General features: G+C 70.6%; 25 protein-coding genes. 14 read left to right on the top strand and 11 right to left on the bottom strand.

All coding sequences use genetic code 11. From position 1 onward, the window contains the following. Positions 1 to 20: 20 nt before the first annotated feature. Both AC07EJ_RS02175 and AC07EJ_RS02170 read left to right on the top strand, forming a co-directional pair. A complete protein-coding gene (locus AC07EJ_RS02175) occupies positions 21 to 1,427 on the top strand; it encodes a M1 family metallopeptidase (RefSeq protein ID WP_389488989.1) in 1,407 nt (468 codons plus the stop codon). A 9-nt stretch (positions 1,428 to 1,436) separates the two neighbouring features. After that, complete coding sequence (locus AC07EJ_RS02170) at positions 1,437 to 2,672, top strand: epoxide hydrolase family protein (protein ID WP_478883548.1); 1,236 nt, start codon at positions 1,437 to 1,439, stop codon at positions 2,670 to 2,672. Positions 2,673 to 2,688: 16 nt separating this feature from the next. Here the strand turns inward: AC07EJ_RS02170 and AC07EJ_RS02165 are convergent, their stop codons facing one another. Continuing rightward, entirely contained in the window at positions 2,689 to 3,309 is a 621-nt protein-coding gene (locus AC07EJ_RS02165) for an L-threonylcarbamoyladenylate synthase (RefSeq protein WP_393585075.1), read from the bottom strand. Between the two features lie 139 nt (positions 3,310 to 3,448). On the opposite strand from AC07EJ_RS02165, the gene AC07EJ_RS02160 reads away from it, so the two are divergent. Continuing rightward, on the top strand, positions 3,449 to 4,087 hold the full coding sequence (locus tag AC07EJ_RS02160) for a LysE family translocator (protein ID WP_389488981.1): 639 nt from the start codon (positions 3,449 to 3,451) through the stop codon (positions 4,085 to 4,087). Positions 4,088 to 4,101: 14 nt separating this feature from the next. Here the strand turns inward: AC07EJ_RS02160 and AC07EJ_RS02155 are convergent, their stop codons facing one another. Then, entirely contained in the window at positions 4,102 to 4,725 is a 624-nt protein-coding gene (locus AC07EJ_RS02155) for a class I SAM-dependent methyltransferase (RefSeq protein ID WP_389488979.1), read from the bottom strand. Between the two features lie 143 nt (positions 4,726 to 4,868). Between AC07EJ_RS02155 and AC07EJ_RS02150 the strand changes: the two genes are divergently transcribed. After that, positions 4,869 to 6,353: an FG-GAP and VCBS repeat-containing protein gene (locus tag AC07EJ_RS02150; protein ID WP_393585073.1), complete on the top strand. Its 1,485-nt coding sequence runs from the start codon at positions 4,869 to 4,871 to the stop codon at positions 6,351 to 6,353. Positions 6,354 to 6,356: 3 nt separating this feature from the next. Here AC07EJ_RS02150 and AC07EJ_RS02145 read toward each other — a convergent pair whose 3' ends face one another. Further along, a complete protein-coding gene (locus AC07EJ_RS02145; RefSeq protein ID WP_389488973.1) occupies positions 6,357 to 7,994 on the bottom strand; it encodes an MFS transporter in 1,638 nt (545 codons plus the stop codon). Positions 7,995 to 8,117: 123 nt separating this feature from the next. Then, the gene (locus AC07EJ_RS02140) at positions 8,118 to 9,779 is read right to left on the bottom strand and encodes an ABC-F family ATP-binding cassette domain-containing protein (RefSeq protein WP_393585070.1); all 1,662 of its coding nucleotides are present in this window, start codon (positions 9,777 to 9,779) and stop codon (positions 8,118 to 8,120) included. A gap of 437 nt (positions 9,780 to 10,216) precedes the next feature. Between AC07EJ_RS02140 and AC07EJ_RS02135 the strand changes: the two genes are divergently transcribed. Both AC07EJ_RS02135 and AC07EJ_RS02130 read left to right on the top strand, forming a co-directional pair. After that, positions 10,217 to 10,408 carry a hypothetical protein gene (locus tag AC07EJ_RS02135; RefSeq protein ID WP_389488969.1) on the top strand — a complete coding sequence of 64 codons (192 nt, stop codon included), beginning with the start codon at positions 10,217 to 10,219 and terminating at the stop codon, positions 10,406 to 10,408. A 124-nt stretch (positions 10,409 to 10,532) separates the two neighbouring features. Continuing rightward, on the top strand, positions 10,533 to 11,339 hold the full coding sequence (locus AC07EJ_RS02130) for an alpha/beta fold hydrolase (protein ID WP_478883547.1): 807 nt from the start codon (positions 10,533 to 10,535) through the stop codon (positions 11,337 to 11,339). Here the strand turns inward: AC07EJ_RS02130 and AC07EJ_RS02125 are convergent. Beyond that, positions 11,336 to 12,067, bottom strand: coding sequence for a class I SAM-dependent methyltransferase (locus tag AC07EJ_RS02125; RefSeq protein WP_389488964.1), 732 nt, complete (start codon positions 12,065 to 12,067; stop codon positions 11,336 to 11,338). The two genes, AC07EJ_RS02130 and AC07EJ_RS02125, sit on opposite strands and share 4 nt — an antisense overlap. A 180-nt stretch (positions 12,068 to 12,247) precedes the next feature. On the opposite strand from AC07EJ_RS02125, the gene AC07EJ_RS02120 reads away from it, so the two are divergent. Beyond that, a complete protein-coding gene (locus AC07EJ_RS02120) occupies positions 12,248 to 13,015 on the top strand; it encodes a sulfite exporter TauE/SafE family protein (RefSeq protein ID WP_478883546.1) in 768 nt (255 codons plus the stop codon). 10 nt (positions 13,016 to 13,025) lie between these two features. On the opposite strand, the gene AC07EJ_RS02115 is transcribed toward AC07EJ_RS02120, so the two are convergent. Then, a complete protein-coding gene (locus tag AC07EJ_RS02115) occupies positions 13,026 to 13,847 on the bottom strand; it encodes a VOC family protein (protein ID WP_393585066.1) in 822 nt (273 codons plus the stop codon). A 250-nt stretch (positions 13,848 to 14,097) separates the two neighbouring features. Here AC07EJ_RS02115 and AC07EJ_RS02110 point away from each other — a divergent pair, with 250 nt between their 5' ends. Beyond that, positions 14,098 to 15,165, top strand: coding sequence for a class I SAM-dependent methyltransferase (locus AC07EJ_RS02110; protein WP_389488958.1), 1,068 nt, complete (start codon positions 14,098 to 14,100; stop codon positions 15,163 to 15,165). Positions 15,166 to 15,186: 21 nt separating this feature from the next. On the opposite strand, the gene AC07EJ_RS02105 is transcribed toward AC07EJ_RS02110, so the two are convergent. From AC07EJ_RS02105 to AC07EJ_RS02095, 3 genes are all read right to left on the bottom strand, one after another. Continuing rightward, entirely contained in the window at positions 15,187 to 15,834 is a 648-nt protein-coding gene (locus AC07EJ_RS02105; protein WP_478883545.1) for a dihydrofolate reductase family protein, read from the bottom strand. A 140-nt stretch (positions 15,835 to 15,974) separates the two neighbouring features. Next, positions 15,975 to 16,958 carry an alpha/beta fold hydrolase gene (locus tag AC07EJ_RS02100; RefSeq protein ID WP_389488954.1) on the bottom strand — a complete coding sequence of 328 codons (984 nt, stop codon included), beginning with the start codon at positions 16,956 to 16,958 and terminating at the stop codon, positions 15,975 to 15,977. A 153-nt stretch (positions 16,959 to 17,111) separates the two neighbouring features. Next, positions 17,112 to 17,939 carry an N-formylglutamate amidohydrolase gene (locus AC07EJ_RS02095; RefSeq protein ID WP_478883544.1) on the bottom strand — a complete coding sequence of 276 codons (828 nt, stop codon included), beginning with the start codon at positions 17,937 to 17,939 and terminating at the stop codon, positions 17,112 to 17,114. A gap of 176 nt (positions 17,940 to 18,115) precedes the next feature. On the opposite strand from AC07EJ_RS02095, the gene AC07EJ_RS02090 reads away from it, so the two are divergent. Genes AC07EJ_RS02090 through AC07EJ_RS02070 form a run of 5 tightly spaced genes read left to right on the top strand, consistent with a single transcriptional unit; the run spans position 18,116 to position 23,421 of the window. Then, positions 18,116 to 20,128: a CocE/NonD family hydrolase gene (locus AC07EJ_RS02090; RefSeq protein ID WP_389488949.1), complete on the top strand. Its 2,013-nt coding sequence runs from the start codon at positions 18,116 to 18,118 to the stop codon at positions 20,126 to 20,128. Between the two features lie 2 nt (positions 20,129 to 20,130). Beyond that, positions 20,131 to 21,027, top strand: coding sequence for an ABC transporter substrate-binding protein (locus AC07EJ_RS02085; protein WP_389488947.1), 897 nt, complete (start codon positions 20,131 to 20,133; stop codon positions 21,025 to 21,027). 17 nt (positions 21,028 to 21,044) lie between these two features. After that, the gene (locus AC07EJ_RS02080) at positions 21,045 to 22,034 is read left to right on the top strand and encodes an ABC transporter ATP-binding protein (protein ID WP_389488945.1); all 990 of its coding nucleotides are present in this window, start codon (positions 21,045 to 21,047) and stop codon (positions 22,032 to 22,034) included. Then, entirely contained in the window at positions 22,031 to 22,765 is a 735-nt protein-coding gene (locus AC07EJ_RS02075) for an ABC transporter permease (RefSeq protein WP_389488942.1), read from the top strand. Before AC07EJ_RS02080 ends, AC07EJ_RS02075 begins: the two co-directional genes overlap by 4 nt. Beyond that, the gene (locus AC07EJ_RS02070; protein ID WP_389488939.1) at positions 22,765 to 23,421 is read left to right on the top strand and encodes an ABC transporter permease; all 657 of its coding nucleotides are present in this window, start codon (positions 22,765 to 22,767) and stop codon (positions 23,419 to 23,421) included. Before AC07EJ_RS02075 ends, AC07EJ_RS02070 begins: the two co-directional genes overlap by 1 nt. Positions 23,422 to 23,496: 75 nt before the next feature. On the opposite strand, the gene AC07EJ_RS02065 is transcribed toward AC07EJ_RS02070, so the two are convergent. Further along, complete coding sequence (locus AC07EJ_RS02065; RefSeq protein WP_389488937.1) at positions 23,497 to 24,102, bottom strand: TIGR03086 family metal-binding protein; 606 nt, start codon at positions 24,100 to 24,102, stop codon at positions 23,497 to 23,499. Positions 24,103 to 24,156: 54 nt separating this feature from the next. On the opposite strand from AC07EJ_RS02065, the gene AC07EJ_RS02060 reads away from it, so the two are divergent. Continuing rightward, positions 24,157 to 24,600 carry a MarR family winged helix-turn-helix transcriptional regulator gene (locus AC07EJ_RS02060; RefSeq protein WP_389489017.1) on the top strand — a complete coding sequence of 148 codons (444 nt, stop codon included), beginning with the start codon at positions 24,157 to 24,159 and terminating at the stop codon, positions 24,598 to 24,600. A gap of 101 nt (positions 24,601 to 24,701) precedes the next feature. On the opposite strand, the gene AC07EJ_RS02055 is transcribed toward AC07EJ_RS02060, so the two are convergent. Continuing rightward, a complete protein-coding gene (locus tag AC07EJ_RS02055; protein WP_389488935.1) occupies positions 24,702 to 25,430 on the bottom strand; it encodes a glucose 1-dehydrogenase in 729 nt (242 codons plus the stop codon). Between the last annotated feature and the right edge of the window lie 109 nt (positions 25,431 to 25,539).

Below are 25,539 nucleotides of genomic sequence, written 5' to 3'. Positions count from 1 at the left end.
TAAGGTCGGTCAGGGCTTCGATGCGTACGGCACGGGGTGGGGGGCACGACACAGACACGTTGAGTACGGCGCAGGGAGTGGACACTTCAGTGAGCGGCCAGACACCGGCTTCGGAGCCGTACTTCCCCGGCCACGGCGACCCCCGCTACCGGGTGCACCGCTACGAGCTGTCGCTGGACTACCGCCCCGGCCCCAACCGCCTCGCAGGTCACGCCCGTATCAGCGCCATAGCGGGCCGGGCCCCGCTCACCGAGTTCCATCTGAACCTCGAGGCCTTCAGGCTCGGCAAAGTGCTCGTCGACGGCCGGCAGCCGCGCTACACGCACCGGGGCGGCAAGCTCCGGATCCGGCCCGTCAAGCCGCTGCGGGCCGGCGCCGCGTTCACGGTGGAGGTGCACTGGTCGGGCAACCCCAGTCCGGTGAACAGCCCCTGGGGCGGGCTCGGCTGGGAGGAGCTGACGGACGGCGCCCTCGTGGCGAGCCAGCCCGTCGGAGCGCCGTCCTGGTTCCCGTGCAACGACCGGCCCGACGACAAGGCCGCGTACCAGATCTCCCTCACGGTCCCCTCTCCGTACACGGTGGTCGTCGGCGGGCGCCTGCTCACGCGCACGACGAAGTCGTCGACGACGACGTGGGTGTACGAGCAGCAGGCACCGACGCCGAGCTATCTGGTCGGCCTCTCCATCGGCATGTACCAGACGGTCCTGCTGGGCGAGCCGGGGCTCGGCGGCGTGCCGCAGAGCGCGTACGTGCCTGTGCGGCTGCTGCCTGAGTTCTCACGGGACTTCGCCCGGCAGCCCGAGATGATGCGGCTCTTCGAGGACCTCTTCGGGCCGTACCCCTTCGGTGAGTACGCCGTCGTGGTGGCCGACGAGGACTTCGACGTCCCGGTCGAGGCGCAGGGGCTCTCCCTGTTCGGCGCGAACCACGTGGACGGCGCGCGGGGCTGGGAGCGGCTCGTCGCGCACGAGCTCGCCCACCAGTGGTTCGGCAACAGCCTCACCATCGCCGACTGGCGGGACATCTGGCTGAACGAGGGATTCGCCAAGTACGCCGAGTGGCTGTGGTCGGAACGCTCCGGCGGCCGCACCACGCAGGAGCTGGCCGCCGCGGCGCACCGCGAGCTGTCCACACTGCCGCAGGACCTGTTGCTTGCCGACCCCGGCCGCAAGTCGCTGTTCGACGACCAGGTCTACGAGCGCGGCGGGCTCACCGTGCACGCGATCCGGTGCGCGCTGGGCGACGAGCCGTTCTTCCGCATGGTGCGCGACTGGGTCGCGGCGCACCGGCACGGCGTGGTCACGACGGAGGCGTTCACGGCGCACGTCGCCCGGTACGCGGCGGCGCCGGTCGGTGACCTCTTGACGGCGTGGCTGCGTCGCAGGCCGCTCCCGCCGCTGCCCGCACCTCTCGTCCCGTACAGGTAAGGATTTCCCGTGGCAGACGGAACACCGCGCTTCCCCCTGGATCCCACGCCCGTCCACGTGCCCGACGCCGTCCTGAAGGATCTGCGCCGGCGCCTCGAAATGACGCGCTGGCCGGACGACGTCGGCAACGGCGACTGGTTCTACGGCGTCGACCGCTCCTACCTCCAGGAGCTGGCCGATCACTGGCTCCACAGCTACGACTGGCGCAGGGCCGAGGCCGCGATCAACGCCTACGAGCACTACCAGGTGCGCGTGGACGGTGTTCCGGTCCACTTCATGCGCAGGCCCGGAGCCGGCCCGAACCCGACCCCGCTGATCCTCACCCACGGCTGGCCCTGGACGTTCTGGCACTGGTCCAAGGTCGTCGACCCGCTCGCCGACCCCGCGGCGTTCGGCGGGGACCCGGCCGACGCGTTCGACGTCATCGTCCCGTCCCTGCCCGGCTTCGGCTTCTCGGCGCCGCTGCGCGAGCACCCCGACATGAACTTCTGGAAGGTCGCCGACCTCTGGCACAGCCTGATGACCGACACGCTCGGCCACACCCGGTACGCCGCCGGCGGCTGCGACATCGGCGCCCTCGTCACCGGTCAGCTCGGCCACAAGTACGCGGACGAACTCCTGGGCATCCACATCGGATCAGGCCTGAGACTGGACTTCTTCACCGGCGACCGCGCCTGGGACTTCAGTGGCGGCCGGCCCATCCCCGACGGACTGCCCGACGACATCCGGGCCGGGATCCTGGCCCTCGACCGCCGCTTCGCCTCCCACCTGGCCGTGCACGTCCTCGACCCCAGCACCCTCGCCTACGGCCTGAGCGACTCGCCCGTCGGGCTGCTCGCCTGGATCCTGGAGCGCTGGGTCAGCTGGAGCGACCACCACGGCGACATCGAGACCGTTTTCACGAAGGACGAACTCCTCACCCACGCCACGATCTTCTGGGCCGGCAACACGATCGGTACCTCGACGCGGTACTACGCGAATGCCAACCGCTACCCGTGGACGCCCGCCCACACCCGCACGCCCGCGGTCGAGGCCCCCACAGGACTCACTTTCGTCGGATACGAGAACCCGCCCGGCGTCACGACGGGGCAGGAGCGCGTCGACAACTGGCTCGCGAGCGACCGAGCCGACTGGTACCACCACGTCAACGTCAACGCCCATGACGAGGGCGGGCACTTCATCCCGTGGGAGGTGCCGGGCGCCTGGGTCGACGATCTGCGCCGCACGTTCCGCGGGCGGCGCTGAGCCGCAGCTCCGACCGCTACTCGAACCGCGAAGGGTCGCCCGCCCCGCGCCGTACGATCTCCGTCTCGCCGCCGGAGAAGTCGATGACGGTGGTCGGTTCGGTGCCGCAGTCGCCGGAGTCGAGCACGACGTCGACCTCGTGGTCGAGCCGCTCCTTGATCTCCCAGCCCTGCGTCAGCGGCTCGTCCTCGTCGGGCAGGAGCAGTGTGCTGGACAGGATCGGCTCGCCGAGTTCGGCCAGCAGGGCCTGTACGACGGCGTGGTCGGGGATCCGGACACCGACCGTCTTCTTCTTCGGGTGCAGCAGCTGGCGCGGCACTTCCTTCGTCGCGGGCAGGATGAAGGTGTAACTGCCGGGCGTCGCCGCCTTGATCGCGCGGAACACGTCGTTGTCGATCTGCACGAACTGCCCGAGCTGGGCGAAGTTCTGGCACATGAGCGTGAAGTGGTGACGGTCGTCGAGGTGGCGGATCGCGCGGATCCGGCCGATGCCGTCCCGGCTGCCGAGCCGGCACCCCAGCGCGTAGCAGGAGTCGGTCGGATACGCGACGAGTTCGTCGGCGCGGATGCTGTCGGCCACACCGCTGATCGTGCGCCGCTGGGGATTCTCGGGGTGTACGTCGAAGTACTTCGCCATTCGCCGAGTCTAGTGGCCACAGGCGTGAATCGATCTCCGAACGGGCGCGGCTCTCCCCCGAAAGCAGTCCCTTGAAATCAGTCCCCTGACAGCAAAAAGGAAATGCGGTGGCGACACGCCAACGTGTTGTATGGCCCTCATGGTGTCTTCCGACCGACTGCTGGCCTTCGCGGCCATGTCGTTCCTGCTGATCGTGATTCCGGGCCCCAGCGTGCTGTTCGTGATCGGACGGGCGCTGAGCCAGGGGCGCCGTGCCGCGCTGACCACGGTCGTGGGCAACACGCTCGGCGCCTACGTGCTCGTCGTGGCCGTGGCGCTCGGGGTCGGCGCCGTCGTGGAGCGCTCGGTCCTCGTCTTCACCGCGCTGAAGCTCGTCGGCGCCGCGTATCTGGTGTACCTCGGCGTCAAGGCGGTGCGTCAACGGCGTTCGCTGTACGCCGCGTTCACGGGTGACGGGGTCGCGCACGGCAGCCTGCGTACGTTGTGGGAGGGGTTCGCCGTCGGCGTGGCCAACCCCAAGACCATCGTGTTCTTCGCCGCCGTGCTGCCGCAGTTCGTGGACCGCAGCCAGGGGCACGTCACCGTTCAGATGCTGCTGCTCGGCCTGGTCTTCAACGTCATCGCGGTGGCTTCCGACAGCGTGTGGGGCCTGGTCGCGGCGACGACGCGGAGCTGGTTCGCCCGCTCGCCGCGGCGGCTCGGCATGGTCGGCGGCGTCGGGGGGCTCACGATGATCGGCCTGGGCGTCACCGTCGCGGCGACGGGCCGTACCGACTAGCGGTGTTCGCCCGTCTACGGCGCGAGCGCGACGCCCAGGGAGGCGGCGCCGATGGGCTTCGGTGCGCCCTGCTCGTAGAAGACGTCCAGGGCCGTGATCGTGAATCCGGCCTCCGTCAGCAGGTCGGTGATCGGGCGCGTGAGGTGGCAGCCGCCGAAGAGCCGCTTGTTCACCGGTTCCAGGCGTCGCTGCCAGCGGCGTACGTTCTCGTCCTGTCGCGGCGCGAGCCCGTGCTCCAGGAAGTGCAGTGTTCCGCCGGGCCGCAGCACGCGGCGCACCTCGCGCAGCGCGGCGCCGGCGTCGGGGATGGTGCACAGGGTCCACGTCGACAGCGCGGTGTCGAAGCTGGCGTCCTCGAAGGGCAGCGACTGGCCGTCCGGGCCCGCGCGGCGCACCGGGACGGACGCCGCCCCGACCCGCTCGGCGGCGAGTCTCCATCCGACGTCCGAGGGTTCGATCGCGACGACGCCCTCGACGGTCGACGGGTAGTGGGGGACGTTGTGTCCCGTGCCGAACCCGATCTCCACGACCTGGCCCCGCAGCCCCTCGCAGACCCGCCGTCTCAGCGGTGCGGTCATCTTCACGCCACAGGCGACATCGATGATCCGGGGCACCACCTGCTCGGCATAGAACCCCATCACGGCCCTCCATGTCTCCCTTCCAGGATGGCACCGTGGCGGCCCCGGTGCGACGTTGCGGAACCGCGATCTCCGGGACCGCAACCATGGCTGCTCCTGAGCGGTCCTATCCGTAGCTCAACAGGAGACCCAGGAGGAACGTCTTGTCCCGTGCGCCCCGTAATCGCCGTCGGCTGTCGCAGGCCCTGATCGCCTGCGGATGCGCGGTGACGCTGCTCGCCGGCTGTTCGGAGGGCGACGCCCGTGAGGACCGCACCGCCGACCCCGCGCCGCGGGTGCCCACGGGCCGGGGTACGGGCGAGCGCGGGCTCGGGGACTTCGACCGGGACGGCTACGACGACTTCGTGACGTCCATGACCACATGGAACAAGTTCCGGCAGCCGACCGGCTATCACTTGCTCGTCCTCCCCGGCTCCGCGAAGGGCCTGGACCCCGGGCGCCGCAGGACCTACCGCGACTTCTTCTACGGTCCGCTGCTCCGTGCCGACCTCAACGGTGACGGCTACACGGACCTGGTCGCGACGCGGACCGACCATGACGCCACGGATCCGGTGCAGCGCGACAGCCCCGGGACCGCCGTGATCCTGCCCGGCGGCAGAAAGGGGCTGGGCGCCCCCGTTGCGGTCAAGGCCGCCGGTCTCGTCTCCGCGAGCGCGGTCACCGACGTCGACGGCGACGGGGCCGTCGACCTGGTCTACGCGGGGTACCACCCCCACGGGAACGACACCGAACTGCCGGACCGGCAGGGCCTGGTGGCCTACGGCCCCTTCGGCAAGGACGGCGCGCCCGCCCGCACCGCCGAACTCGAGAACACGGCGAGCCCCAGCCAGGCGATCAGCGGGGACTTCGACAGCGACGGCTACGGCGATGTCATGTTCACCGACCCCGTCCCGGACGAGGCGGACACGGATCCGCCGGTGGACACCGGCCCGTACGTGACGTACTTCCGGGGCAGCCCCCGCGGGCTGACGCCGGCCCGGCCGCCCGGGAACCTCGGCAACGACACGTACGACGGAGTCCTGGTGCCGTGCAGCGGTGACGTCGACGGCGACGGGATCGAGGACGTCCTCGCGCCCGGCTACCGCGAGGTGGGTGTCGCGGAGGGCCCCGCCTCGGGGCGGCTCACCGTGGCGTACGGGTCGAAGTCGGGTGTGGGCGGCGGGCGGCCGAACGTCGTCTTCGACCAGGAGACACCCGGTGTTCCGGGCGACTCGCAGGGCAAGGACGGTTTCGGGAGGGGCGCGGGCACCGGCGATGTGAATGGTGACGGGCATCCGGATCTGCTCGTGGACACGCCGGGAGAGGACCAGGGCAACGGCCGCTTCACGCTGCTGCCGGGCGGTCCCGACGGTTCCCCGACAGGCGCGAACGCGTCCGCCTTCGACCTCGACACCCCTGGTGTGCCCGGCAAGCACGATCCGTCGGGCGGTGACGGGTTCGCCGCCACGTTCCCGCTCCTCGACGTCAACGGCGACGGCCGCTCCGACGTGGTGGCGAACGCCCCGGGCTATCTGCGCGGCAAGGGTGGCTTCTGGCTCTTCCCGGGTACCCCAAAGGGACTTGGCACGGCCGGGCGGATCCAGTTCGTGGACCCGTCCGGCCTCGGGCTCCCGCCCCGCACCGCGTAGGGCTCAGCCGTCCGGGGGCGGCCCCTCACGGGCGGCCCGGTTCGTCGTCGCGGCACTGGGCGCGGCGCCGCCCGCGTCCGTCGCGCTCTGCTCGGCGGGGACGAGAGGCATGGTGGCGCCCCGGAGGCGCTCCAGGTCGGAGGCGCGGACCTGAATGACGACGAGGGCGATCAGCGCGGCGACGACAGCGAAAATGGCGGCGACGACGAACGCACTGGAGATGCCCGACGCCAGGACCTGGTCACCCCAGGGGGGCGGGAGTTGTCCGGTCCTGCGGAATTCGAGCCGCTGGGCCGAGGTCGCCTGCGACAGGAACTTCGGCACCTGGTCGGTGGCCTCGTTGCGGCCGGCCGTACCGAAGACCGTGACGAGGATGGACAGGCCGAGCGAGCCGCCGACCTGCTGGGTGGCGTTGAGCACTCCGGAGGCCGCTCCCGAGTCCTTCGGCGCCACGCCGGAGAGAGCCACGAGCGTCATCGACACGAACTGCAGGCCCATTCCGAAGCCGAACACCAGGGTGGGGCCGAGGATGCCGCCCGCATAGGTGCTGTTGACGTCGGTCATGGTCAGCCAGCTGAGGCCGAGGGTGGCCAGGGTCGCGCCCACCACCATGAAGGGCTTGGGCCCCCACCTGGGCAGGAACTGCGAGGCGAAACCCGCACCCAACGCGATGATCACGCTCACCGGCAGGAAGGCGAAGCCGGCCCGCAGCGGGCTGAAGCCCAGGATGTTCTGCACGAAGAGGGTCAGGAAGAAGAACATGCCGAACATCGCCGCCGCCAGGCACAGCATCATCCCGTAGACGCCGGCGCGGTTGCGGTCGCGGAACAGCCACAGCGGGATGACGGGCTGTTTCGAACGGGTCTCGATGGCGCTGAACACGGCGAGGAACACGAGGGCGGCGCCGAACGCGCCGAGGGTCAGGCTGTCGCTCCAGCCGTCCTTCGAGGCGCGGATGAAGCCGTAGACGAGCAGCACCATGCCGACGGTGGAGGTGAGTGCTCCGGCGATGTCGAAGTGGCCCGGGTGGCGTTCCGACTCCCTGATGAAGCGGGGTGCGGCGAGTGCGATCAGGATGCCGATGGGCACGTTGACGAAGAGGACCCAGCGCCAGTCGAGCCACTCGACGAGCACACCGCCCGCGATCAGTCCGGTCGCGCTGCCGGCCGCGGAGACGGCGGCGAACACGCCGAACGCCCTGTTCCGATCGGGCCCTTCGTGGAAGGTCGTCGTGATCAGTGAGAGTGCGGTGGGGGACGCGATGGCGCCGCCGACGCCCTGCAGCGAGCGTGCCGCGAGCAGTTGCCACGTCTCCTGGGAGAGGCCGCCGAGGAATGACGCGAGTACGAAGAGCAGGACGCCGGACATGAAGACGCGGCGCCGGCCGAGGACGTCACCGAGGCGTCCGCCGAGCAGCAGCAGACCGCCGAAGGTCAGCGTGTACGCGTTGATCACCCAGGCGAGGTTCTCGGTCGAGAAACCGAGCGACGTCTGGATGTGCGGGAGAGCGATGTTCACGATGGTGATGTCGAGGACCACCATCAGCTGGCATGAGCAGATGACGAGTAGTGCGATCCCTCTGCCGTGGCCTCGCTCCGGGGCGTCGGCAGGCTTCGAGGGTGTCGACTGGGTACCCGACATGGGGAGGTGCGCGCCTCAGAGCTGCAGTGAACGTTCTCGTTCACTACACCGACGTTAATCCTGGCCTCGGGGCCCCGCGAATCGATCACCGATCCCGGGGCCGCCCCGACCACGGCCCTCGTCTCACCCGGCCTCCGGCGCTTCCAGCAGGACGCGCACCTCCTCCGCGGTCGTCTCCTGAAGGTCCTCGCCGAGCAGCAGCCAGCGGGTGATGCCGATCGATTCGAGGAACGGCAGGTCGTGGCTGGCGATCAGCAGGGCGCCCTCGTACGACTCCAGCGCGCTCGTCAACTGCCGCACGCTGGCCATGTCCAGGCTGTTGGTCGGCTCGTCGAGCATCAGGAGCTGGGGGGCCGGTGCCGCGAGCATCGTCGCCGCGAGTGCCGCGCGGAAGCGTTCGCCGCCGGAGAGGGTGCCCGCGGGCTGTTCCGCACGGGCTCCCTTGAACAGGAACCGCGCGAGCTGTGAGCGGATGTGGTTGTCGGTGACGCCAGGAGCCCGGCGCGCCACGTTCGCCGCGACGCTCAGCTCGTCGTCCAGAACGTCGAGGCGCTGCGGCAGGAACCGCAGCGGTACGAACGTCTTCGCCTCGCCCGACAGCGGTTCCAGCTCACCGGTGAGGGTGCGCAGGAGCGTGGTCTTCCCGGCTCCGTTGCGCCCCACCAGCGCGATCCGTTCGGGGCCGTGGATGTGGAGGCTGCCGTCGCGCAACTTGCCGTGCGGGAGGCTCAGTTCGTCGAGACTCAGGACCGTACGGCCCGTGGGTACGGCGGTGTGGGGCAGGCTCACGCGGATCTCGGCGTCGTTACGGATGGCCTCCGAGGCCTCCTCGCGCCGCTCGTGCGCCTCGCTGAGCCGGTCCTCGTGCAGCCCGCGCAGTTTGTCGCCGGACTCCTGCGCGGACCTCTTCTTCTCCCCCGCGACGATTCTCGGGGCCTTGCGCTGGGCATCCAGCTTCTTGTTGTGCCGGGCGCGGCGGGCCACCTTGATCTGGGTCTCCTCCAGTTCGCGCTTCTGCCGGCGCACATCGGCCTCGGCGGCCCGCAGCATCCGTCCGGCCGCTTCCTGCTGGGTGGCGAGCGCCTCCTCGTACGCGGACCAGCCGCCGCCGTACCAGTTCACCGAGCCGGAGCGCAGTTCGGCGATGCGGTCGACCCGTTCGAGGAGTTCGCGGTCGTGACTGACCACGACGAGGATGCCGGAGCGCCAGGAGTCGACCGCCTCGTAGAGCCTGCGGCGCGCGAAGACGTCCAGGTTGTTGGTCGGCTCGTCCAGCAGGAGGACGTCGGGGCGTTCCAGGAGCAGGGCGGCCAGGCGCAGGAGGATGGTCTCGCCGCCGGACAACTGGCCGACGGTGCGGTCGAGTTCGACGTCGGCGAGGCCGAGGGAGCCCAGGGTCGCCAGGGCGCGCTCCTCGACGTCCCAGTCGTCGCCGACGGTGTCGAAGTGTTCCTCGCTCACGTCGCCGTTCTCGATGGCGCGCAGCGCGGCGCGGCGCTCGGCGATTCCGAGGGCCTGGTCGACGCGCAGCGCGGTGTCGAGGGTGATGTTCTGCGGGAGGTAGGCGAGGCTGCCGCCGACGGTCACCGACCCCTGAGAGGGGGTGAGTTGACCGGCGAGCAGGCGCAGCAGGGTGGACTTGCCGGTGCCGTTCGTGCCGACGAGTCCGGTGCGGCCCCGGCCTACGGCGAGGGAGAGCCCGTCGAAGACAGGGGTGCCGTCCTGCCACTGGAAGGACAGGGCGGAGCAGGTCAGGGAGGCGCTGGGCGCGGTGGGTGTCGCCATGGTGTTTCTCGCATTCGCAAGCGCGGTGGGAGGGGGCTACGTATGCGAGCACCACGCGGCGACCGAACCGGGAAAGCGGAATTCCGATAACCCGGCAGGGGGTGCGGCTGTCCGAGAGATCATCGGGGGACGGCTCATGCACCGAGGTCGCATCCACGCAGGGTCACGGGCGGCACGGAACGGCCGCTACGGCGTGACGGGCGTACGGCGGCGAAGGCCGTACGGCGCGGTGATCGCGATCCTCAGATGCGCAACGTCCACCTCAATCGGAGACAACAGAGACGTCGAAAACCTTAGCGACCGGGTGATCGGAAGGCAAGATCCCCAGGTCGCGAGCGCGACGCCGCCCGAAATGCACCCCTTGCCGCAACGTGCAAGTCTGGGAGTGGCCGGCTTGCCGTCGGGCACTCCGGCTCACTCCGGCTGGAGGAATGATCATGAGCAAGAAACAGAGCCGCCAGAACCGCGGCGCCCGCTCGGGCGGCCACGGCCATGACCGCAGTACCCCCGCCGAGAAGAAGGCGACGCCGGAGCCGACACCGAAGGCGACCGACCCGTCCGAGGAGCCCGCACGCCGGATCTCGGAGCACCACTCGCACAAGCAGCCGCGGAAGTTCGGCCACAACTGACGCCGGGTTCGCCCCACACACCGTCACATCCCGCGACGCGGGGTCACCGAGCACACGCCCCCGCGCCGGTCGGTCGCGCCCTCCCGCCGACGGCCGGTCATGATCGCGGCCCTAGAGTGCCCGCATGAGCCGCATCACTTCCAACGGTGCCACGATCCACTTCGACGACCTGGGCCCGGCGGACGGCACGCCCGTCGTCCTGATCCACGGCCACCCCTTCAACCGCTCCATGTGGCGCCCCCAGGCCGCCGCACTCACCGCCGCCGGATACCGCCTCATCACTCCTGACCTGCGCGGCTACGGAGACAGCGACACGGTGGCGGGCACCACCTCGTTCCCCGCGTTCGCGGACGACATCGCCGCCCTCCTCGACCACCTGGAGCTCGAGCGCGCGGTCGTCGGCGGAGTGTCCATGGGCGGCCAGATCGCCATGGAGTTCCAGCGCAGCCACCCGCGGCGCGTGCGGGCCCTGGTGCTCGCCGACACCTCACCGGTGGCCGAGACCGACGAGGGCAAGGCCTTCCGCAACCGCCTCGCCGACCGGCTCCTCGCGGAGGGCATGGACGGATACGCGGGTGAGGTCATCGACAAGATGCTGGCCGGCTACAACGTCACCGCGATGCCCCAAGTCGCCGCGCACGTACAGGAGATGATGCGGACCACCGACCCGGCGGGCGCCGCCGCGGCACTGCGCGGGCGCGCCGAACGCGCGGACTACCGCGCGACGTTGGCGGCCACGACCGCTCCCACCCTCGTCGTGGTGGGCGCGGACGACGTGTACACCCCTCCCGAGGACGCCCAGGGCATCCAGCGGCTGATGCCGCACGCGACCCTGACCGTCGTCGACCGCGCCGGGCACCTGCCGAACCTGGAACAGCCCGAGGCCTTCAACACCTCACTGGTCTGCTTCCTCAACTCCCTGCCGGACTAGGGGACTTGCCGGAACAGGGCCGTCCAGAGGAAGGGTTCGCCGAAGCTCGGCGAACCGGGCGCCTCGTCGCGCATGCGCCGCTGTTCGACCTCGGTCAGTTCGGAGAAGATCCACCGCAGTGACTCCGGCGTGTAGGCGAGACCGCCGTGCAGGCCGGACCCGCGGTAGAGATCCGCGTCGGCCACCTCCGAACCCATCGCGCCGGACGCGAAGCAGGTGAGGGCGAGGTGGCCGCCGGGGGCGAGGGTGCGGTCGAGGAGGTCGAGGTAGCTGATCCGGCGGTGCGGCGGCAGATGGTGGAAGCAGCCGGAGTCGTAGATCAGGTCGTACGGGCCGCGGAGCTCGGCGCCGGCCAGGGAGAAGGCGTCGCCGCAGTGGAAGCCGATCGCGGCGCCCACTTCTGCCGCCCGCTCCTCGGCCCAGGCGATGGCTTCCGGGGACAGGTCGACGGCGTCCACCTCGAAGCCCTGCGAGGCGAGGTGGATCGCGTTGCGCCCGGGGCCGCAGCCCAGATCGAGGGCGCGGCCCGGGGTGACGAGCCCGCGCCGGAGGTAGGAGACGAGGTTCTCGTCGGGCTTGTCCGCGAAGAACGGCACGGGCCTGGAGCGGTCCGCGTAGAAGCCGTCCCACCAGGTGGCCGCGCCGCCGGTCCAGCGGTCCGCCTCCGGCGCGAACAGCCCGTCCAGGAGCGCGAGTACGTCGTCGACACTGCGTATGTTCCGGTCCATCCGGCTCCCCTTCCCTGTCCGGCGATCCTAATTTCGCGAGGTCTTCCGGGAGAGTCGCGAGGTCATTCGGGAGAGTTCGGCGCCGCAGTACCGGCCACCGCACACGCTTCGGCACGCGCCGAACCGTCCGCGGCCTAGCGTCTGCGGCCTGCGGAACGAATCGGCGAGGGGCGGGGCGCAATGACGGTGTGGGAGATGGTCGCCGTTTGGGCGGCCGGGGTGGGCGCCGGAGCCATCAACACCGCTGTGGGCTCCGGGACGCTGATCACGTTCCCGGTTCTGCTCGCCACCGGCCTGCCACCCGTCACCGCCACCGTCTCGAACGCGCTCGGACTGATCCCGGGGTCCGTCACCGGCGCCATCGGATACCGCGCCGAACTCGCCGGGCAGGGGCGGCGCATCCTGAAGCTGGGAGCCGGTGCCGTGCTCGGCGGGTTCACGGGCGCCACTTTGCTGCTCACCCTTCCGGCGGCGGCGTTCGAGGCGCACGTGCCGGTCCTCGTCGGTCTCGCCGTCGTCCTCGTCGCGTTCCAGCCCTTGATCAGTGGCCGGCTGCGGCGGCGGCGCGAGCGGTCCGGCGCCCGCCCGCGCGGCGACGTCGGGCCGCTCCTGTTCACGTCCCTCATGCTGGCCGGTGTCTACGGCGGCTACTTCTCCGCCGCGCAGGGAATCCTCTACGTGGCGCTGATGGGGATGCTCCTGGACGAGCCGCTGCAGCGCCTGAACGCCGTCAAGAACGTCCTGGTCGCCGTCGTCAACGCCGTCGCGGCCCTCTTCTTCCTCTTCGTCGCCGACTTCGACTGGACGGCCGTGCTGCTCATCGCGGCCGGCTCCGCACTCGGCGGCCGGCTCGGCGCGAAGGCGGGCCGGCGCCTCAGCCCCGGCGTCCTGCGCACCCTGGTCGTGACGGTGGGGACGGCCGGCGTCGTCCAGCTGGTGCTCCGGTGACCGGGCGTGCTCACTCGGCCAGGGCGCCCGCATGCGGTTCGAACATCGTGAACTGCGCTCCCTGAGCATCCCGCACCGTGGCCCAGCGTCCGGCCTCGTCCTCCCACTCGCCCGGCACGGCGCCGTCGTGCTTGACGGCCGCGCGGGCACACTCCGCAATGTCGCCCACGGTGAACTGGACCTCCCAGTGCGGTCGGACGTCAGGATCGGGGGCCGCCTCCACGGCACCGGAGGTGATCCGGGCCATGGACAGGCCGCCGCAGACCAGGACGACCTCTTCGTTCTCGTAGCGGACGTCGCAGCCGCCGGGCCCCGTCCAGCCCAGGACCTCGCCGTAGAAGATGGCGGCGTCGAAGGCGTTCCTGGTCACGAGCCTGAGCCCGACCCGCGCCTCCGGATGCCACCCGCTCCAGTCCCGTACGAGGTGCCCGGACCAGATCCCGAACGAGGCGCCGCTGCTGTCGGACACCAGCGCGGCGCGGCCCAGCGGGAAGGGGATCGGGCCCACGCCGACGGTGCCGCTGCGTTCGCGCACCCGGCTCGCCGTCTCGTCCGGATCGCCCACGGCGAAGTACGGCAGCCAGGCCGTGGCCACGCCCAGGCTGGGCGCCACCGCGCCGATGCCCGCCACCGGTCTGCCGTCCGCCGTCGCGACGGCGAACCGGTCGCCGAGGCGGCCCGGCCGGAATTCCCAGCCGAGCACGGCCTCGTAGAACGCTCTGGTGGCGGCCAGGTCGTGCGCCGCGAGGCTCACCCAGCAAGGGGCCCCGAGCACGGCGCCGCTCGGCGGGCCGTCCTCGTCACCGGCCTCGGTGGCCAGTCTGTCGGTCATCGTGCACCATCCCTGAATCACGGCGTGCGCCCATTGCAGCAAGAACGGCCTCGTGCGGCCATCGCCCAGTGGGGCGACACGCACCTGGCCGAATGCCGCTGGGCGAGGGGCCAGGGACCCGGGGACACCTTGAAACGCCCAGCGTAGAATCAGGATAAAAGGTGCCGATCGGGCACGCTGTGGGCGGTGCCGCGTCGGCGTCATGGATTCGGGGTGGGTGAAGCCGCGGTCTCGCCGGAAGGAGTCGGCGATGACGACCGGGCAGGGACTCGATCCGGAGCGGGCGGAGAAGTTCGCGGGGCGCATGGTCCAGGTGGTCAATGACGCATGCCTGGGCTATCTGTGCAGCCTCGGTCATCGGACAGGGCTGTTCGACGTGATGGCCCCTCTTCCGCCGTCGACGAGCGTGCAGATCGCGAAGGCCGCGGATCTCGACGAACGCTACGTGCGGGAGTGGCTCGGCGGTCTGACCGTCGCCGGTGTCGTCGAGTACCGGCCGGACGACGGCACCTACCGGCTTCCGCCGGAGCACGCGGCTTCCCTCACCCGGGCCGCAGGGCCGGACAACTTGGCCTCACTCCTTCAGGACCTCGCGCTTCTCGGCATCGTCGAGGACGAGGTACTCGACGCCTTCCGCAAGGGCGGCGGGGTCCCCTACTCCTCGTATCCGCGGTTCCAGGAGCTACAGGCGGAGGAGACGGGGCGGGTCTACGACGCGGCCCTGGTCGACGTGATCATCCCGCTGGCGCCGGGCCTCCCGGAGCGGCTTTGCGCCGGGATCGACGCTCTGGACATCGGGACCGGGCAGGGCCGCGCGGTGAACCTACTGGCCCAGGCCTTCCCCGCCAGCCGGTTCCGCGGGGTCGACATCTCCCGGACGGGCATCGCGGCGGCACGCGCCGAGGCGGAGCGGCTCGGCCTCGACAACGTCCGGTTCGACGTGGTCGACACCGCCGACCTGAGCGGTACGTACGACCTGATCACGGCGTTCGACGTGATCCACGACCTGGCCCGCCCGGCGCGCACCCTGGACGCGGTGGCCGCCGCGCTGCGTGAGGACGGCGTGTTCCTCATGGGAGACATCTCCGCCTCCAGCAACCTCGAGGAGAACATCGGCCATCCCCTCGGCCCCGCCCTCTACACCTTCTCGGTCTTCTACTGCATGACCGTGTCGCTGGGTGAGGGTGGCGCGGGGCTCGGCGCGGTGTGGGGGCGGCAGCGGGCGCTGCAGATGCTCGGTGATGCCGGGTTCGGTGACATCGACGTGGAGCAGGTCGAGGGCGACATCCTCAACGTGTACTACGTGGCCCGTAAGTGACCCTCGCGCCGGCTCACCGGGTCAGGCACCGGCCGGGGAGCGGCGGACCAGACGTGCGTGCGTGGCCGCCGGGGAGCTGACGAGCTCCACGACCTCGTAGCCGTCGACGCCGTCGCTCAGGTTGTCGAGCAGGCGCTCGCCCTTGCCGACCAGGAGCGGCACGAGGGCCAGGTGCAGTTCGTCGACGAGACCGGCGCGCAGGTACTCCTGGATCGTGGCCGGGCCCCCGCCGATGCGTACGTCCTTGCCGTCCGCGGCCTCGAAGGCCCTGGCGAGGACCGTCTCGACGGGCTCGTCGGTGAAGTGGAAGTCCGTTCCGCCCTTCATCGACACCGACGGACGCGGGTAGTGCGTGTGCACGAACACCGGGTGGTGGAACGGCGGGTTGTCGCCCCACCAGCCGGTCCACGCCTGGTTCTCCCACGGTCCGCGATAGGGGCCGAACATGTTGCGGCCCATGATCGTGGCGCCGATGTTGTCCTCGCTGCGGGCGACGAAGTCGACGTCGACGCCCTTCTTTCCGTCGGCGTGGTCCTTCATCGCGGCGAACATCCAGTCGTGCAGGCCGTCGTCGATCCCGTCGCCGAAGGGCGCGTCCATGCGCTGGTCGGTGCCGGCGGCGAACCCGTCGAGCGAGACAGTGACGTTGTGTACGCGGAGCTTGGGCATGACGTCTCCTTGATGGCGACCGTGGCGGGACCGTTCCCGCTCTCACCCTTGCGTCGAACGGAGCGGGGGCGGATCGACAGCCCCACCCGATTTTCTGCCAGGACTCCCGTCACCGCAGCGCGCACCGGGCAGGGGAGCCCTCAGGCGTCGGGGAGACCGGCCAGCCACTCGATGAGGATGCGGTTGACGTCCTCGCCGCGCTCCTGCTGGATCCAGTGGCCGCAGCCGTCGAGAAGATGCGAGGAGCACAGGCCCGGCAGGGTGGTGGGGTAGGCGTCGATGGCGTCGGAGAGCCATGTGGTGGACGCGTCCAGGGCGCCGCCGATGAACAGGGACGGCTGGGTGACGGGGGCGCCTCGGTGGGCGGCGAGGTCCTCCCAGTCCCGGTCCATGTTCCGGTAGCGGTTGAGCCCTCCGGTCAGGCCTGTGCGTTCGAACTCCTCGGCGTACACGTCGAGTTCGGCCTCGTCGAGCCAGGCGGGGAGCCGGTCCGTGGGGAAGCGGTCACGCATCGCTCCGCCCGGGGCGACGAAGTGCGGGTCGGGTGCGCCGGGCGCGGCCATCGTGTCGGCCGACAGCGCGGCGTAGATGCCCGCGAGCCAGCCGCGCACGTCCGTCTCGATCTCCGCCTCGGCCCTCCCGGGTTCCTGGAAGTACGAGACGTACATCTCCTCGTCCCCGCCCATGCCCGCGAAGATGTCGCTGGGCCGGGGTCCGCCGGGCGGGGTGTAGGGAACACTCAGCAGGGCGACCGCGCGGAAGACGTCCGGCCTGAGCAGCGCCGAGTGGGCGGAGATGTTCGCGCCCCAGTCGTGTCCGACGAGCACCGCGGAACGCTCGCCGAGGGCGTGCACGACGGCGACGTTGTCGTCCACCAGGTCGAGCATTCGGTACGCGGCCGGGTCCGCGGGCTTCGAGGAGCGGCCGTAACCGCGGACGTCCATCGCTACGGCCCGGTATCCGGCGGCAGCGAGCGCCGGCAGCTGGCGGCGCCACGAGTACGAGGTCTCGGGGAACCCGTGCACGAGCAGGACCAGCGGCCCGGTGCCCTGCTCGATGAGGTGGATCCGGCCCGCGGGCCCGTCGACCAGTCGGTGTGTGGCTTCCCCGGCCTGCTGCGACATGCGACCTCCTTGTAGACACCGTGCGGCCCCGCCGGGTGCGATGGGCGATGGCCGACCCCGATCATGCAACAGGCCGCGGCAAGACACCGGCCCTTGTTGCCGCTTCGGCAAACGATCCGCCCGGCCGGAACGATCCGGTCCGGCGCCTTGGGCTCAGTCGCCCGTGCCGCCGATCATGTCCACCAGCTCGGCCAGCGCGGCCGCCGCCTTCGGCAGGCCAGGCGCGGGCGTCACCGGTTCGTCCAGGTACACGACCCGCCGGAGTTCGATCATGAGGGCGCTGACCCGCGGGTCCTTGCCGTAGTGCCGCAGCGGCACGTATGTCCCGGCGAACGGTGTGTCGAGGGCGATGTCACCGAGCCCGCCGAAGGCGGCGCGCGCCTGCGCGAGCAGGGCGTCGGGGGTGTGGAAGGGGTCGGTGCCCAGGCACACGGGCGGGCGCGGACCCGCGCCGTGGAGTTCGTAGGGCAGGGCCCGGCTGGGGTACGAGTGCACGTCGACGATCACTGCGCGCCCGGTGGCGGCGAGCCGGTCCTCGACCGCGTGCGTCATCGCGGCGGCGTAGGGGTGGAAGTAGGCGTCGAGGAGATCGGTCCCGTCGGTGGGAGGTTCGGGCCTGAGGACCTCGCGGTGGGTGGTGCGGGTGTACACCGCGCCCATGCCGACCGCGCTCATTTCCTCGCGCTCGTCGGGAAAGCGTTCGGGGTCCACGACGAGGCGGGACAGTTCGTTGACGAATCGCCAGGGCGTCACCGCCGCGTCACGTGCGGCGAGTTCGGCGATGGCCTGCGTGTGGGCGTCCGTGATCAGGTCCAACTCCCGTTCCAGGGAGACGTCGTCGAGCACGATGCCCCTGCGGACGTGTGGCGGCACGACGCGCGACCCGTGCGGCACGTGGAGGATGACGGGCGACGCGGCGCTGCCCGGAATCAGCCGGTACGACGGCCGGGTGTCCTGTACTGAACTGTCCGTGGTGTCCATCTGTCCACTCTCCCCCGCCCGATCCCATCTGGTGAACACGGGGTTACGGCGCCCGGGTGCGCGGGTAGGGTGCCCAGTCATCCGCTACTGAACGGCCGTTGAGTAGTGGTGGACGGGGCCCTGCCGTCCCGCCCGGACCGACGCATGTGACCTTCCTTCGCGAGGAGTTCTTCACCTTGCCCGACACACCGTCCCATCTGCTGCGCCACCTCTGGATCCCCCTGGCGGACGGCACGCGGCTCGCCGCCCGCGTATGGCTGCCCGCCGCCGGGAGCCGCCCCGCCCCCGCGGTACTCGAGTACATCCCGTACCGCAAGAACGACGCGACCGCGGCCCGCGACAACAGCCTCCACGCCCGCTTCGCCGAGGCCGGATACGCCGCCGTCCGCGTCGACCTGCGCGGCAGCGGCGACTCGGACGGGCTGATGCTCGACGAGTACGCACAGCAGGAACTGGCCGACGGCGTCGAGGTGATCGACTGGCTGGCACGGCAGCCGTGGTGCGACGGGAACGTCGGCATGATCGGCAAGTCCTGGGGCGGTTTCAACGGCCTCCAGATCGCCGCGCTGCGCCCGCCCGCGCTCAAGGCGGTCGTGACGGTCTGCTCGACGGACGACCGGTACGCGGACGACGTCCACTACACCGGCGGCTCGCTGATCGCCTCCGAGATGCTGCCGTGGGCGTCGACCATGCTGGCCTACAACGCCCGGCCCGCCGATCCGGCCGTCGTCGGCGACGGCTGGCGCGAGCAGTGGCTGCGGCGGATGGCGGACACCCCCGTGTACGCGGAGGAGTGGCTGCGGCACCAGGCGCGCGACGCGTACTGGAAGCACGGCTCCGTGTGCGAGGACTTCGGCGCGATCCAGGCTCCCGTGCTTGCCGTCGGCGGCTGGTACGACCCGTACTGCGGGGCCGTACTGCGTCTGCTCGAAGGGCTCGAAGTGCCGGTGCGGGGGCTGGTGGGGCCGTGGGCGCACACCTATCCGCACCAGGCCGAGCCGGGTCCCGCGATCGACTTCCACGCCGAGGTCGTGCGCTGGTTCGACCAGTTTCTGCGCGGGCGGGACAGCGGCGCCCTGGACGATCCGGCGCTGCGGGTGTGGATGCCCGAGTGGGCGGCGCCCGGCAGCGACCGCGCCGTCCGGCCGGGGCGCTGGGTCGCCGAGGAGAGCTGGCCGTCGCCGCGGATCGAGCGGCGCGCGTACGCCTTGGGCGGCGAGTCGGCGGGGACGGCAGCCGGGAGCGATCCGCTGCGCGAGCGTGCCGTGCACCTCGACAGCACACGGCTGATCGGCACCGCGGGCGGCAGCTGGCTCCAATTCGGCGACGCGGCGGGGCAGTTCGGGCCGCAGGGTGGTGACGACGGCCTCTCGCACACCTTCACGACCGTGCCGCTCGACGACAGCACCGAGATCCTCGGCGTGCCGACCGTGACCCTGCGCGTCAGCGCCGACCGCCCGGACGCACAGCTCGCCGTACGTCTCAACGATGTCGCACCCGACGGCAGTTCACGCCTCATCACGCGCGGCCTGCTCAACCTCACCCACCGCGACGGTCACGAGGAGCCGCAGGCCCTGGAGCCGGGGCACACCTACGAGGTGACCGTGCCGCTGCTCGCCACCGCACACTCCTTCGCGTCCGGCCACCGCATCCGCGTCGCGGTCTCGTCCTCGTACTGGCCCCTGGCCTGGCCCTCGCCTCGGCCGGTCACGGTCACGGTCCACCCGGCCCCGTCCACCGCGCTGCACCTGCCCGTCCGCCCGGCGAGCGCCGGCGACGAGAAGCTGCGCCCGTACGGGGAGCCCCTGCCGGATCTGCCCGCGCCGCTGCGCCAGTCCCCCGGGGTCACCGGGCGCCGCGTCGAGCACGACCCGGTGAGCGGCACGAGCGTCGTCACCCTGCGCGTCGACGACGGAGAGTTCACGGACCTCGCGGACGGGGCCTGGCGGCGCACCGACAGCGTCGACCGCTTCACGCTCACCGAAGGCGATCCGCACTCCGCACTCGTCGAGTGCGAACGCACCGAGGAGGGCGGCCGCGGTGACTGGAGCTGGAAGGTCGTGACAGTTAGTCACATGAGCGCGGATGCCGGTGCGTTCACCGTCACCAACACCATCACCGCCCACGAGGGAGACGACCGGGTGTACCAGCGCACCACCGATTCCGTGATACCTCGCCGGGGAGTGTGAGCATGCGCCGCCGCGCCCTGCTCACCGGCACCCTCGCCGTCGCGGCCGCCGCCGGGGTGAGCACGGCGGCCGGCTCCGTCGCGGGCACCGGGCCCGTGATCACCGTCGGCTCGAAACAGTTCACCGAGTCTTGGGTGATGGGCGAGCTGTACGCGCAGATCCTCACCGCCCGCGGCTTCCAGGTCGTCCTCAAGTCCAACATCGGCAGCGCCGACATCATCGACCGCGCGCTGCGCAGCCACCAGATCGACCTCTATCCCGAGTACACGGGCGTCATCCTCCAGACGTTCGCGATGCCGAAGCGGATGCCGGTCACGGCGCACGGGACGTATGCGGCGGCGAAGAAGTTCGAGGAGGGGCGCGGTCTCACGCTGCTGAGACCCACCCCGTTCCAGAACCGCAACGCCGTCGCCGTGCGCAGCTCCGACGCCCGCAAGTACGGGCTGCGGACCGTCGGCGACCTGCGCCGGATGGGGCGGATCTCGTATGCCGAGTATCCCGACAACATCACGGGCCCGCTCGGCTACGACGCGATCGTCAAGGCGTACCGGCTGTCGAGCATGAAGGTCAGGCCGCTCAACATCGGCCTGCAGTACCCGGCGCTCAAGAACGGGGACGTGGACGCCGCCGACGTCTTCACCACCGACCCGCAGCTGCGGCGCTACGACTTCACCGTGCTGGACGACGACCAGGCGATCTTCGGCTTCCAGAACGTGTCGCCGGTGGTGCGGCGCTCGCTCGTCGAGCGGTACGGCAGCCGGCTCACCGAGCCGCTCGACGCGGTGAACGCGCTGCTCACCGAGAAGGCCATGCAGGCGCTGAACGAGGCCGCCGCCATGATGCGGCTGAGCCCGGCGAAGGTCGCCGACCGATTCCTGCGCGCCAACGACCTGAAGTGACCGAGGAGCCCACGAACATGCAGAGCGCTGCCGACATCGTCTTCGACGCGGCCACCAAGACCTACGCGGGCTCCGCCGAACCCGCCGTGGACGCACTGTCCCTGACCGTCCCTGCCGGAGAGATCTGCGTCCTGCTCGGGGCGTCCGGCTGCGGCAAGACGACCGCACTCACCCTCGTCAACCGGCTCACCGAGCTGACGTCGGGCGACATCCGCATCGACGGGCGCAGCATCCGCGACCAGGACGTCATCGAGCTGCGCCGCTCCATCGGCTACGTCATCCAACAGGCGGGCCTCTTCCCGCACATGACGATCGAGGAGAACATCGCGACGGTCCCGCAGGTACTCGGCTGGAAGCGGTCACGGACCGCCGACCGCGTCCGCGAGCTGCTCGAACTGGTCGGCCTTCCGCACAAGGAGTACGCGGACCGCTACCCCGCCCAGCTGTCCGGCGGGCAGCGCCAACGCGTCGGTATCGCACGGGCGTTGGCCGCGGACCCGCCGATCATGCTGATGGACGAGCCGTTCGGCGCGCTCGACCCGGTGACGCGCGAGCACATGCAGGACGAGTTCCTGCGGCTGCACGAGCAGGTCCGCAAGACCACGCTGTTCGTGAGCCACGACATCGACGAGGCCGTCCGCATGGGCGACCGCGTCGCGATCCTCGCCAAGGGCGGCAGGCTCCTCCAGTACGACTCCCCCAAACGCATCCTGCGCGAGCCCACCGACGACTACGTGGCGCGTTTCGTCGGGACGGACCGCGGTCTCAAGGCGCTGACGCTGCGCAGTCTCGGCGAGCTGAAGCTCGACCCGGTGACCGGCGACGACGAGGCACAGCCCCACACCCGTGACACCCTCCACCCCCGGGACATCCTCCGCACCGGCGACACCCTGCGGACGGCCCTCTCTGCGCTGCTCGCGGGAGGCGCCGAGCGGCTGCCGGTCGCGGACGAGTCGGGGAAGACCGTCGGCAGCGTGACCGTGGACCTCATCAGGGAGGCGGCGTGAGTCCCGATCTGCTCGCGGCGGCCGGTCCGCAGCCGGTGATACCCGACTTCGGAACGGTCAGTTCCTGCGTCCGCGACAACGGCCTGTTCTGCGTCGACTGGTTCACCGCCAACTTCTCCAGCATGTTCGGGCCCGCACTCGTCCAGCATGTGCGGCTCACGGTGATCGCGGTCGGTGTCGGCTTCCTCATCGCGTTTCCGCTGGCGCTGCTCGCGCACTTCCGGCGCCGTCTGGTGAAGCCGCTCGGCGGCCTGACCTCGTTCCTCTACACCATCCCGCCGATGGCCCTGTTCACCCTGCTGGTGCCGGTGTTCGGCCTCTCCGTCCTCACCGCGGAGATCGCGCTGGTGTCGTACACGCTGATGGTGCTGTTCAAGTCGTCGCTGACGGGCCTCGGTGAGGTGCCCGAGGAGGTGCGCAGGGCGGGCGAGGGCATGGGGCTCACCCGGCGCGAGATCCTCTGGCGCATCGAACTCCCCCTGGCCCTGCCCGCGGTGATCAGCGGGCTGCGCGTGGCGACAGTGACCACGATCAGCGTGGTGGAGGTCGCCGCGTTCATCATCGACCAGGGGCTCGGCTCGCCGATCATCCAGGGCCTTCAGTCGCCCTTCAACACCCAGTTCATCGGCGCCGGGCTGCTGGCGGTCGCGCTCGCGCTGGCGGCGGACGGGCTGATCGTGCTGGCGGGACGGCTGCTCACGCCGTGGGCCCGGACCCGGAGGACCGTCTGATGCACACCTTCTTCGCCAGTTTCTCGTTCATGGCCGACCACTTCGGACTCCTGGCCGACCGCACGGTGGACCACCTGAAGCTGTCGGCCGCCGCCGTCGCGGTGGCGCTCGTCCTCGCCCTCCCGCTCGGCGTGTGGCTCGGCCACCGCGGCAAGGGCTCCTTCCTCACCGTCAGCATCTCCAACATCGGCCGCGCGCTGCCGTCGCTGGCACTCATCGCGATCTTCCTCGGGCTGCTCGGCATCGGCTTCGTCAACGTCCTCACGGCCCTGGTGGTGATGGCGGTCCCACCGGTTCTCACCCACGCGTACCTCTCGGTGGAGCAGGTGGACCCGGATCTGGTGCGCGCCGGACGCGGCATGGGCCTGACGGAGTGGCAGATCCTCACCCGCATCGAACTGCCCCTGGCCCTGCCGGTGCTCTTCACCGGCATCAGGATCGCGGCGGTGTACGTCATCTCCAGCGCGACCCTGGCCGCGGTCGCCGGTGGCGGCGGTCTCGGCGACATCATCCTGAACCAGGTGTCGTACGGCCTGTCGGGGGTGATCGCCGCCGCTCTGTGGGTGGCGGTCCTGGCACTGGCCGCGGACGCCCTGTTCGGGGCGCTCCGCAAGCGGCTCACCCCGCGCGGGGTCATCGCGGGACGGAGTGCGTGACCGTCACACCACTGTCACCGCACTCCCGCCGGACGGGTCGGTAGGCAAACAGGCAGACCGACAGACAGGTGACGGTTAGACGGGGGCAGGTCGCCATGCCGGTGAGCGGCCCAGGAGCGCGACGATCTCGTCGAGCCGGGACCCACCGTGGGGCGTGACCGCCGGCGCGAAGGCCGCACCCGGGCCGCGGCGCGCCTCGCCTCCCGGCACCGCCCGCGCCACGGCGAGCGCCACATCGAGGAGTCCGGGGTCGAACGTCACCGAGTGCCCCAACGTCCGCGCCACGTCCCAGGAGTGCACGACGTAGTCGATGAAGTGGAAGCTGACGGCCTGCGCTCCCGGGAACGGTCCGCCGTCGCGGATCTCCGGGAGCGGGAACGCCCGCTGTGCCACCCCGTCGACGGCGAAGGCCTCCAGGGCGTGCCGGGCAGCCTCGCGGTACGCCCCGACGGGGTCGTGCCCGAGGGGACGCGGCCGCCACACCGCGATGTCCGCCTCCCCTCGCGAGGCCGCGGCGAATCCGTAGTGCTGCGCAGCCATGTGGCCGAGCAGGTCACGCAGCGTCCACCCTGCGCACGGCGTCGGCCTGTCCAGGTCCCCGGCCGTCGCCCGCGCCACCATGTCGACGCTCGTACGCACGGCTTCCGCGTCGAGCGCGACCAGATCCTTATTCGTAGGCATACGCTTATGATCTGCTCACGCCTATCACATGTCAACGTCTATCATCGGCGCGTGATGGCCAAGAGCGGAGGACGGCGCGACCTCGCCGCGATGCTGCAACCCCTGGTGCGTTCCCTCATCGCCGCCGAACTGCCGGTGCTCGCGTCGCACGGGATCTCGATGTGGGGATACGTCGTCCTCAGCGCCCTGGACGACGGCCCCGTCCGCACCCAGGCCGCGCTCGCGACGGCGATCGGCGCCGACAAGACCCGGATCATCTCCACGCTGGACACGTTGCAGGAGTCCGGCCTGATCTCCCGCACCCCGGACCCGGACGACCGCCGGGTCCGCCTCCTGTCCATCACCGACGACGGCCGGCGGGTGCGCAGGTCCGCGCAGGCCGGCATCCACGCGCACGAGGACCGCCTCCTGGCCCGGCTTCCCGCGGCCGACCGCCATGTCTTCCTCACCGCGGTCCACACCCTCACCCCGGATGCGGACACGCCTCAGAGGTCCTGACGCCTGGTGCCGAGTGGGCCTGAATCCGCAGCACTGCGCAGGGATGTGGTCACGACGGGCCCCGCGAACTGAACGACACGGTCAGACGCACCGTCGCGCAATCAGATCTGCGCTCTGCCACCATCAACGAACAGTTCGATCCCGGTGACGAAGCTGGAGTCATCCGAGGCCAGGAAGAGCGCCGCCTTGGCGACTTCGTCGGGCTCCCCCATGCGGCCCATCGGGATGGTGGATGCAATCTTCGCGATGGCATCTTGCGGTTGCGCGGCCACAAGCGGCGTTTCGATCGGGCCAGGGCTGAGGACGTTGCACCGGATACGACGATCCTTCAGCTCCACCGTCCATCCTCGGACGAAATTTCGGACGGCGGCCTTGCTCGCACCGTAGACCGAGAACGCGGGGGTTCCCTTCACGCTCGCGACGGAGCCCGCGAGAATGACAGAGGCGCCGTCGTTCAATAGCGGCAGGGCCTTTTGTACCGTGAAGAGCGCCCCCTTCACGTTGATGTTGAAGATTTTGTCGAAATGTTCTTCCGTGACATCTTCCAGTGAAGCGAACTCACCCAGCCCGGCGTTGGCGAAAACGATGTCGATTCGCCCCTTCGCCTCGACGGTCTCGTAGAGGCGGTCAAGGTCGGCCAGTTCAGCGACGTCACCCTGAACGCCCGATACGTTGCTGCCGATTGCCTTCACGCTTTCATCGAGTTCTTTCTGGCGGCGGCCCGTGATGAAGACATAGGCCCCCTCTCTGGCGAAGAGCCTTGCTGTGGCCAGTCCGATCCCCGCGGTACCGCCGGTGATGACCGCCACCTTGCCCTGCAACTTGCCCATGGCCGCTACTCCCGACTTTCTCAATCATGACTGGCGGATGGTTCGAATTCACCCCGGATGCCCCGCGAGCATCTCAGTTCGGAGGGAAGTTCACGACGCGGGTCCGGGA

This window comes from Streptomyces sp. NPDC045026 (assembly GCF_056432625.1).
Note: the sequence above shows the minus strand (reverse complement) of the source record. Positions and strands in the feature narration are given on the sequence as shown.

What these genes read in the sequence shown, in the direction of transcription:
- AC07EJ_RS02175 (WP_389488989.1), top strand. Translation starts at nt 21, where the DNA reads ATGCGTACGGCACGGGGTGGGGGGCACGACACAGACACGTTGAGTACG.
- AC07EJ_RS02165 (WP_393585075.1), bottom strand. Translation starts at nt 3,309, where the DNA reads ATGGCGAAGTACTTCGACGTACACCCCGAGAATCCCCAGCGGCGCACG.
- AC07EJ_RS02160 (WP_389488981.1), top strand. Translation starts at nt 3,449, where the DNA reads ATGGTGTCTTCCGACCGACTGCTGGCCTTCGCGGCCATGTCGTTCCTG.
- AC07EJ_RS02155 (WP_389488979.1), bottom strand. Translation starts at nt 4,725, where the DNA reads ATGGGGTTCTATGCCGAGCAGGTGGTGCCCCGGATCATCGATGTCGCC.
- AC07EJ_RS02145 (WP_389488973.1), bottom strand. Translation starts at nt 7,994, where the DNA reads ATGTCGGGTACCCAGTCGACACCCTCGAAGCCTGCCGACGCCCCGGAG.
- AC07EJ_RS02140 (WP_393585070.1), bottom strand. Translation starts at nt 9,779, where the DNA reads ATGGCGACACCCACCGCGCCCAGCGCCTCCCTGACCTGCTCCGCCCTG.
- AC07EJ_RS02135 (WP_389488969.1), top strand. Translation starts at nt 10,217, where the DNA reads ATGAGCAAGAAACAGAGCCGCCAGAACCGCGGCGCCCGCTCGGGCGGC.
- AC07EJ_RS02130 (WP_478883547.1), top strand. Translation starts at nt 10,533, where the DNA reads ATGAGCCGCATCACTTCCAACGGTGCCACGATCCACTTCGACGACCTG.
- AC07EJ_RS02125 (WP_389488964.1), bottom strand. Translation starts at nt 12,067, where the DNA reads ATGGACCGGAACATACGCAGTGTCGACGACGTACTCGCGCTCCTGGAC.
- AC07EJ_RS02120 (WP_478883546.1), top strand. Translation starts at nt 12,248, where the DNA reads ATGACGGTGTGGGAGATGGTCGCCGTTTGGGCGGCCGGGGTGGGCGCC.
- AC07EJ_RS02115 (WP_393585066.1), bottom strand. Translation starts at nt 13,847, where the DNA reads ATGACCGACAGACTGGCCACCGAGGCCGGTGACGAGGACGGCCCGCCG.
- AC07EJ_RS02110 (WP_389488958.1), top strand. Translation starts at nt 14,098, where the DNA reads ATGACGACCGGGCAGGGACTCGATCCGGAGCGGGCGGAGAAGTTCGCG.
- AC07EJ_RS02105 (WP_478883545.1), bottom strand. Translation starts at nt 15,834, where the DNA reads ATGCCCAAGCTCCGCGTACACAACGTCACTGTCTCGCTCGACGGGTTC.
- AC07EJ_RS02100 (WP_389488954.1), bottom strand. Translation starts at nt 16,958, where the DNA reads ATGTCGCAGCAGGCCGGGGAAGCCACACACCGACTGGTCGACGGGCCC.
- AC07EJ_RS02095 (WP_478883544.1), bottom strand. Translation starts at nt 17,939, where the DNA reads ATGGACACCACGGACAGTTCAGTACAGGACACCCGGCCGTCGTACCGG.
- AC07EJ_RS02085 (WP_389488947.1), top strand. Translation starts at nt 20,131, where the DNA reads ATGCGCCGCCGCGCCCTGCTCACCGGCACCCTCGCCGTCGCGGCCGCC.
- AC07EJ_RS02080 (WP_389488945.1), top strand. Translation starts at nt 21,045, where the DNA reads ATGCAGAGCGCTGCCGACATCGTCTTCGACGCGGCCACCAAGACCTAC.
- AC07EJ_RS02070 (WP_389488939.1), top strand. Translation starts at nt 22,765, where the DNA reads ATGCACACCTTCTTCGCCAGTTTCTCGTTCATGGCCGACCACTTCGGA.
- AC07EJ_RS02065 (WP_389488937.1), bottom strand. Translation starts at nt 24,102, where the DNA reads ATGCCTACGAATAAGGATCTGGTCGCGCTCGACGCGGAAGCCGTGCGT.
- AC07EJ_RS02060 (WP_389489017.1), top strand. Translation starts at nt 24,157, where the DNA reads ATGGCCAAGAGCGGAGGACGGCGCGACCTCGCCGCGATGCTGCAACCC.
- AC07EJ_RS02055 (WP_389488935.1), bottom strand. Translation starts at nt 25,430, where the DNA reads ATGGGCAAGTTGCAGGGCAAGGTGGCGGTCATCACCGGCGGTACCGCG.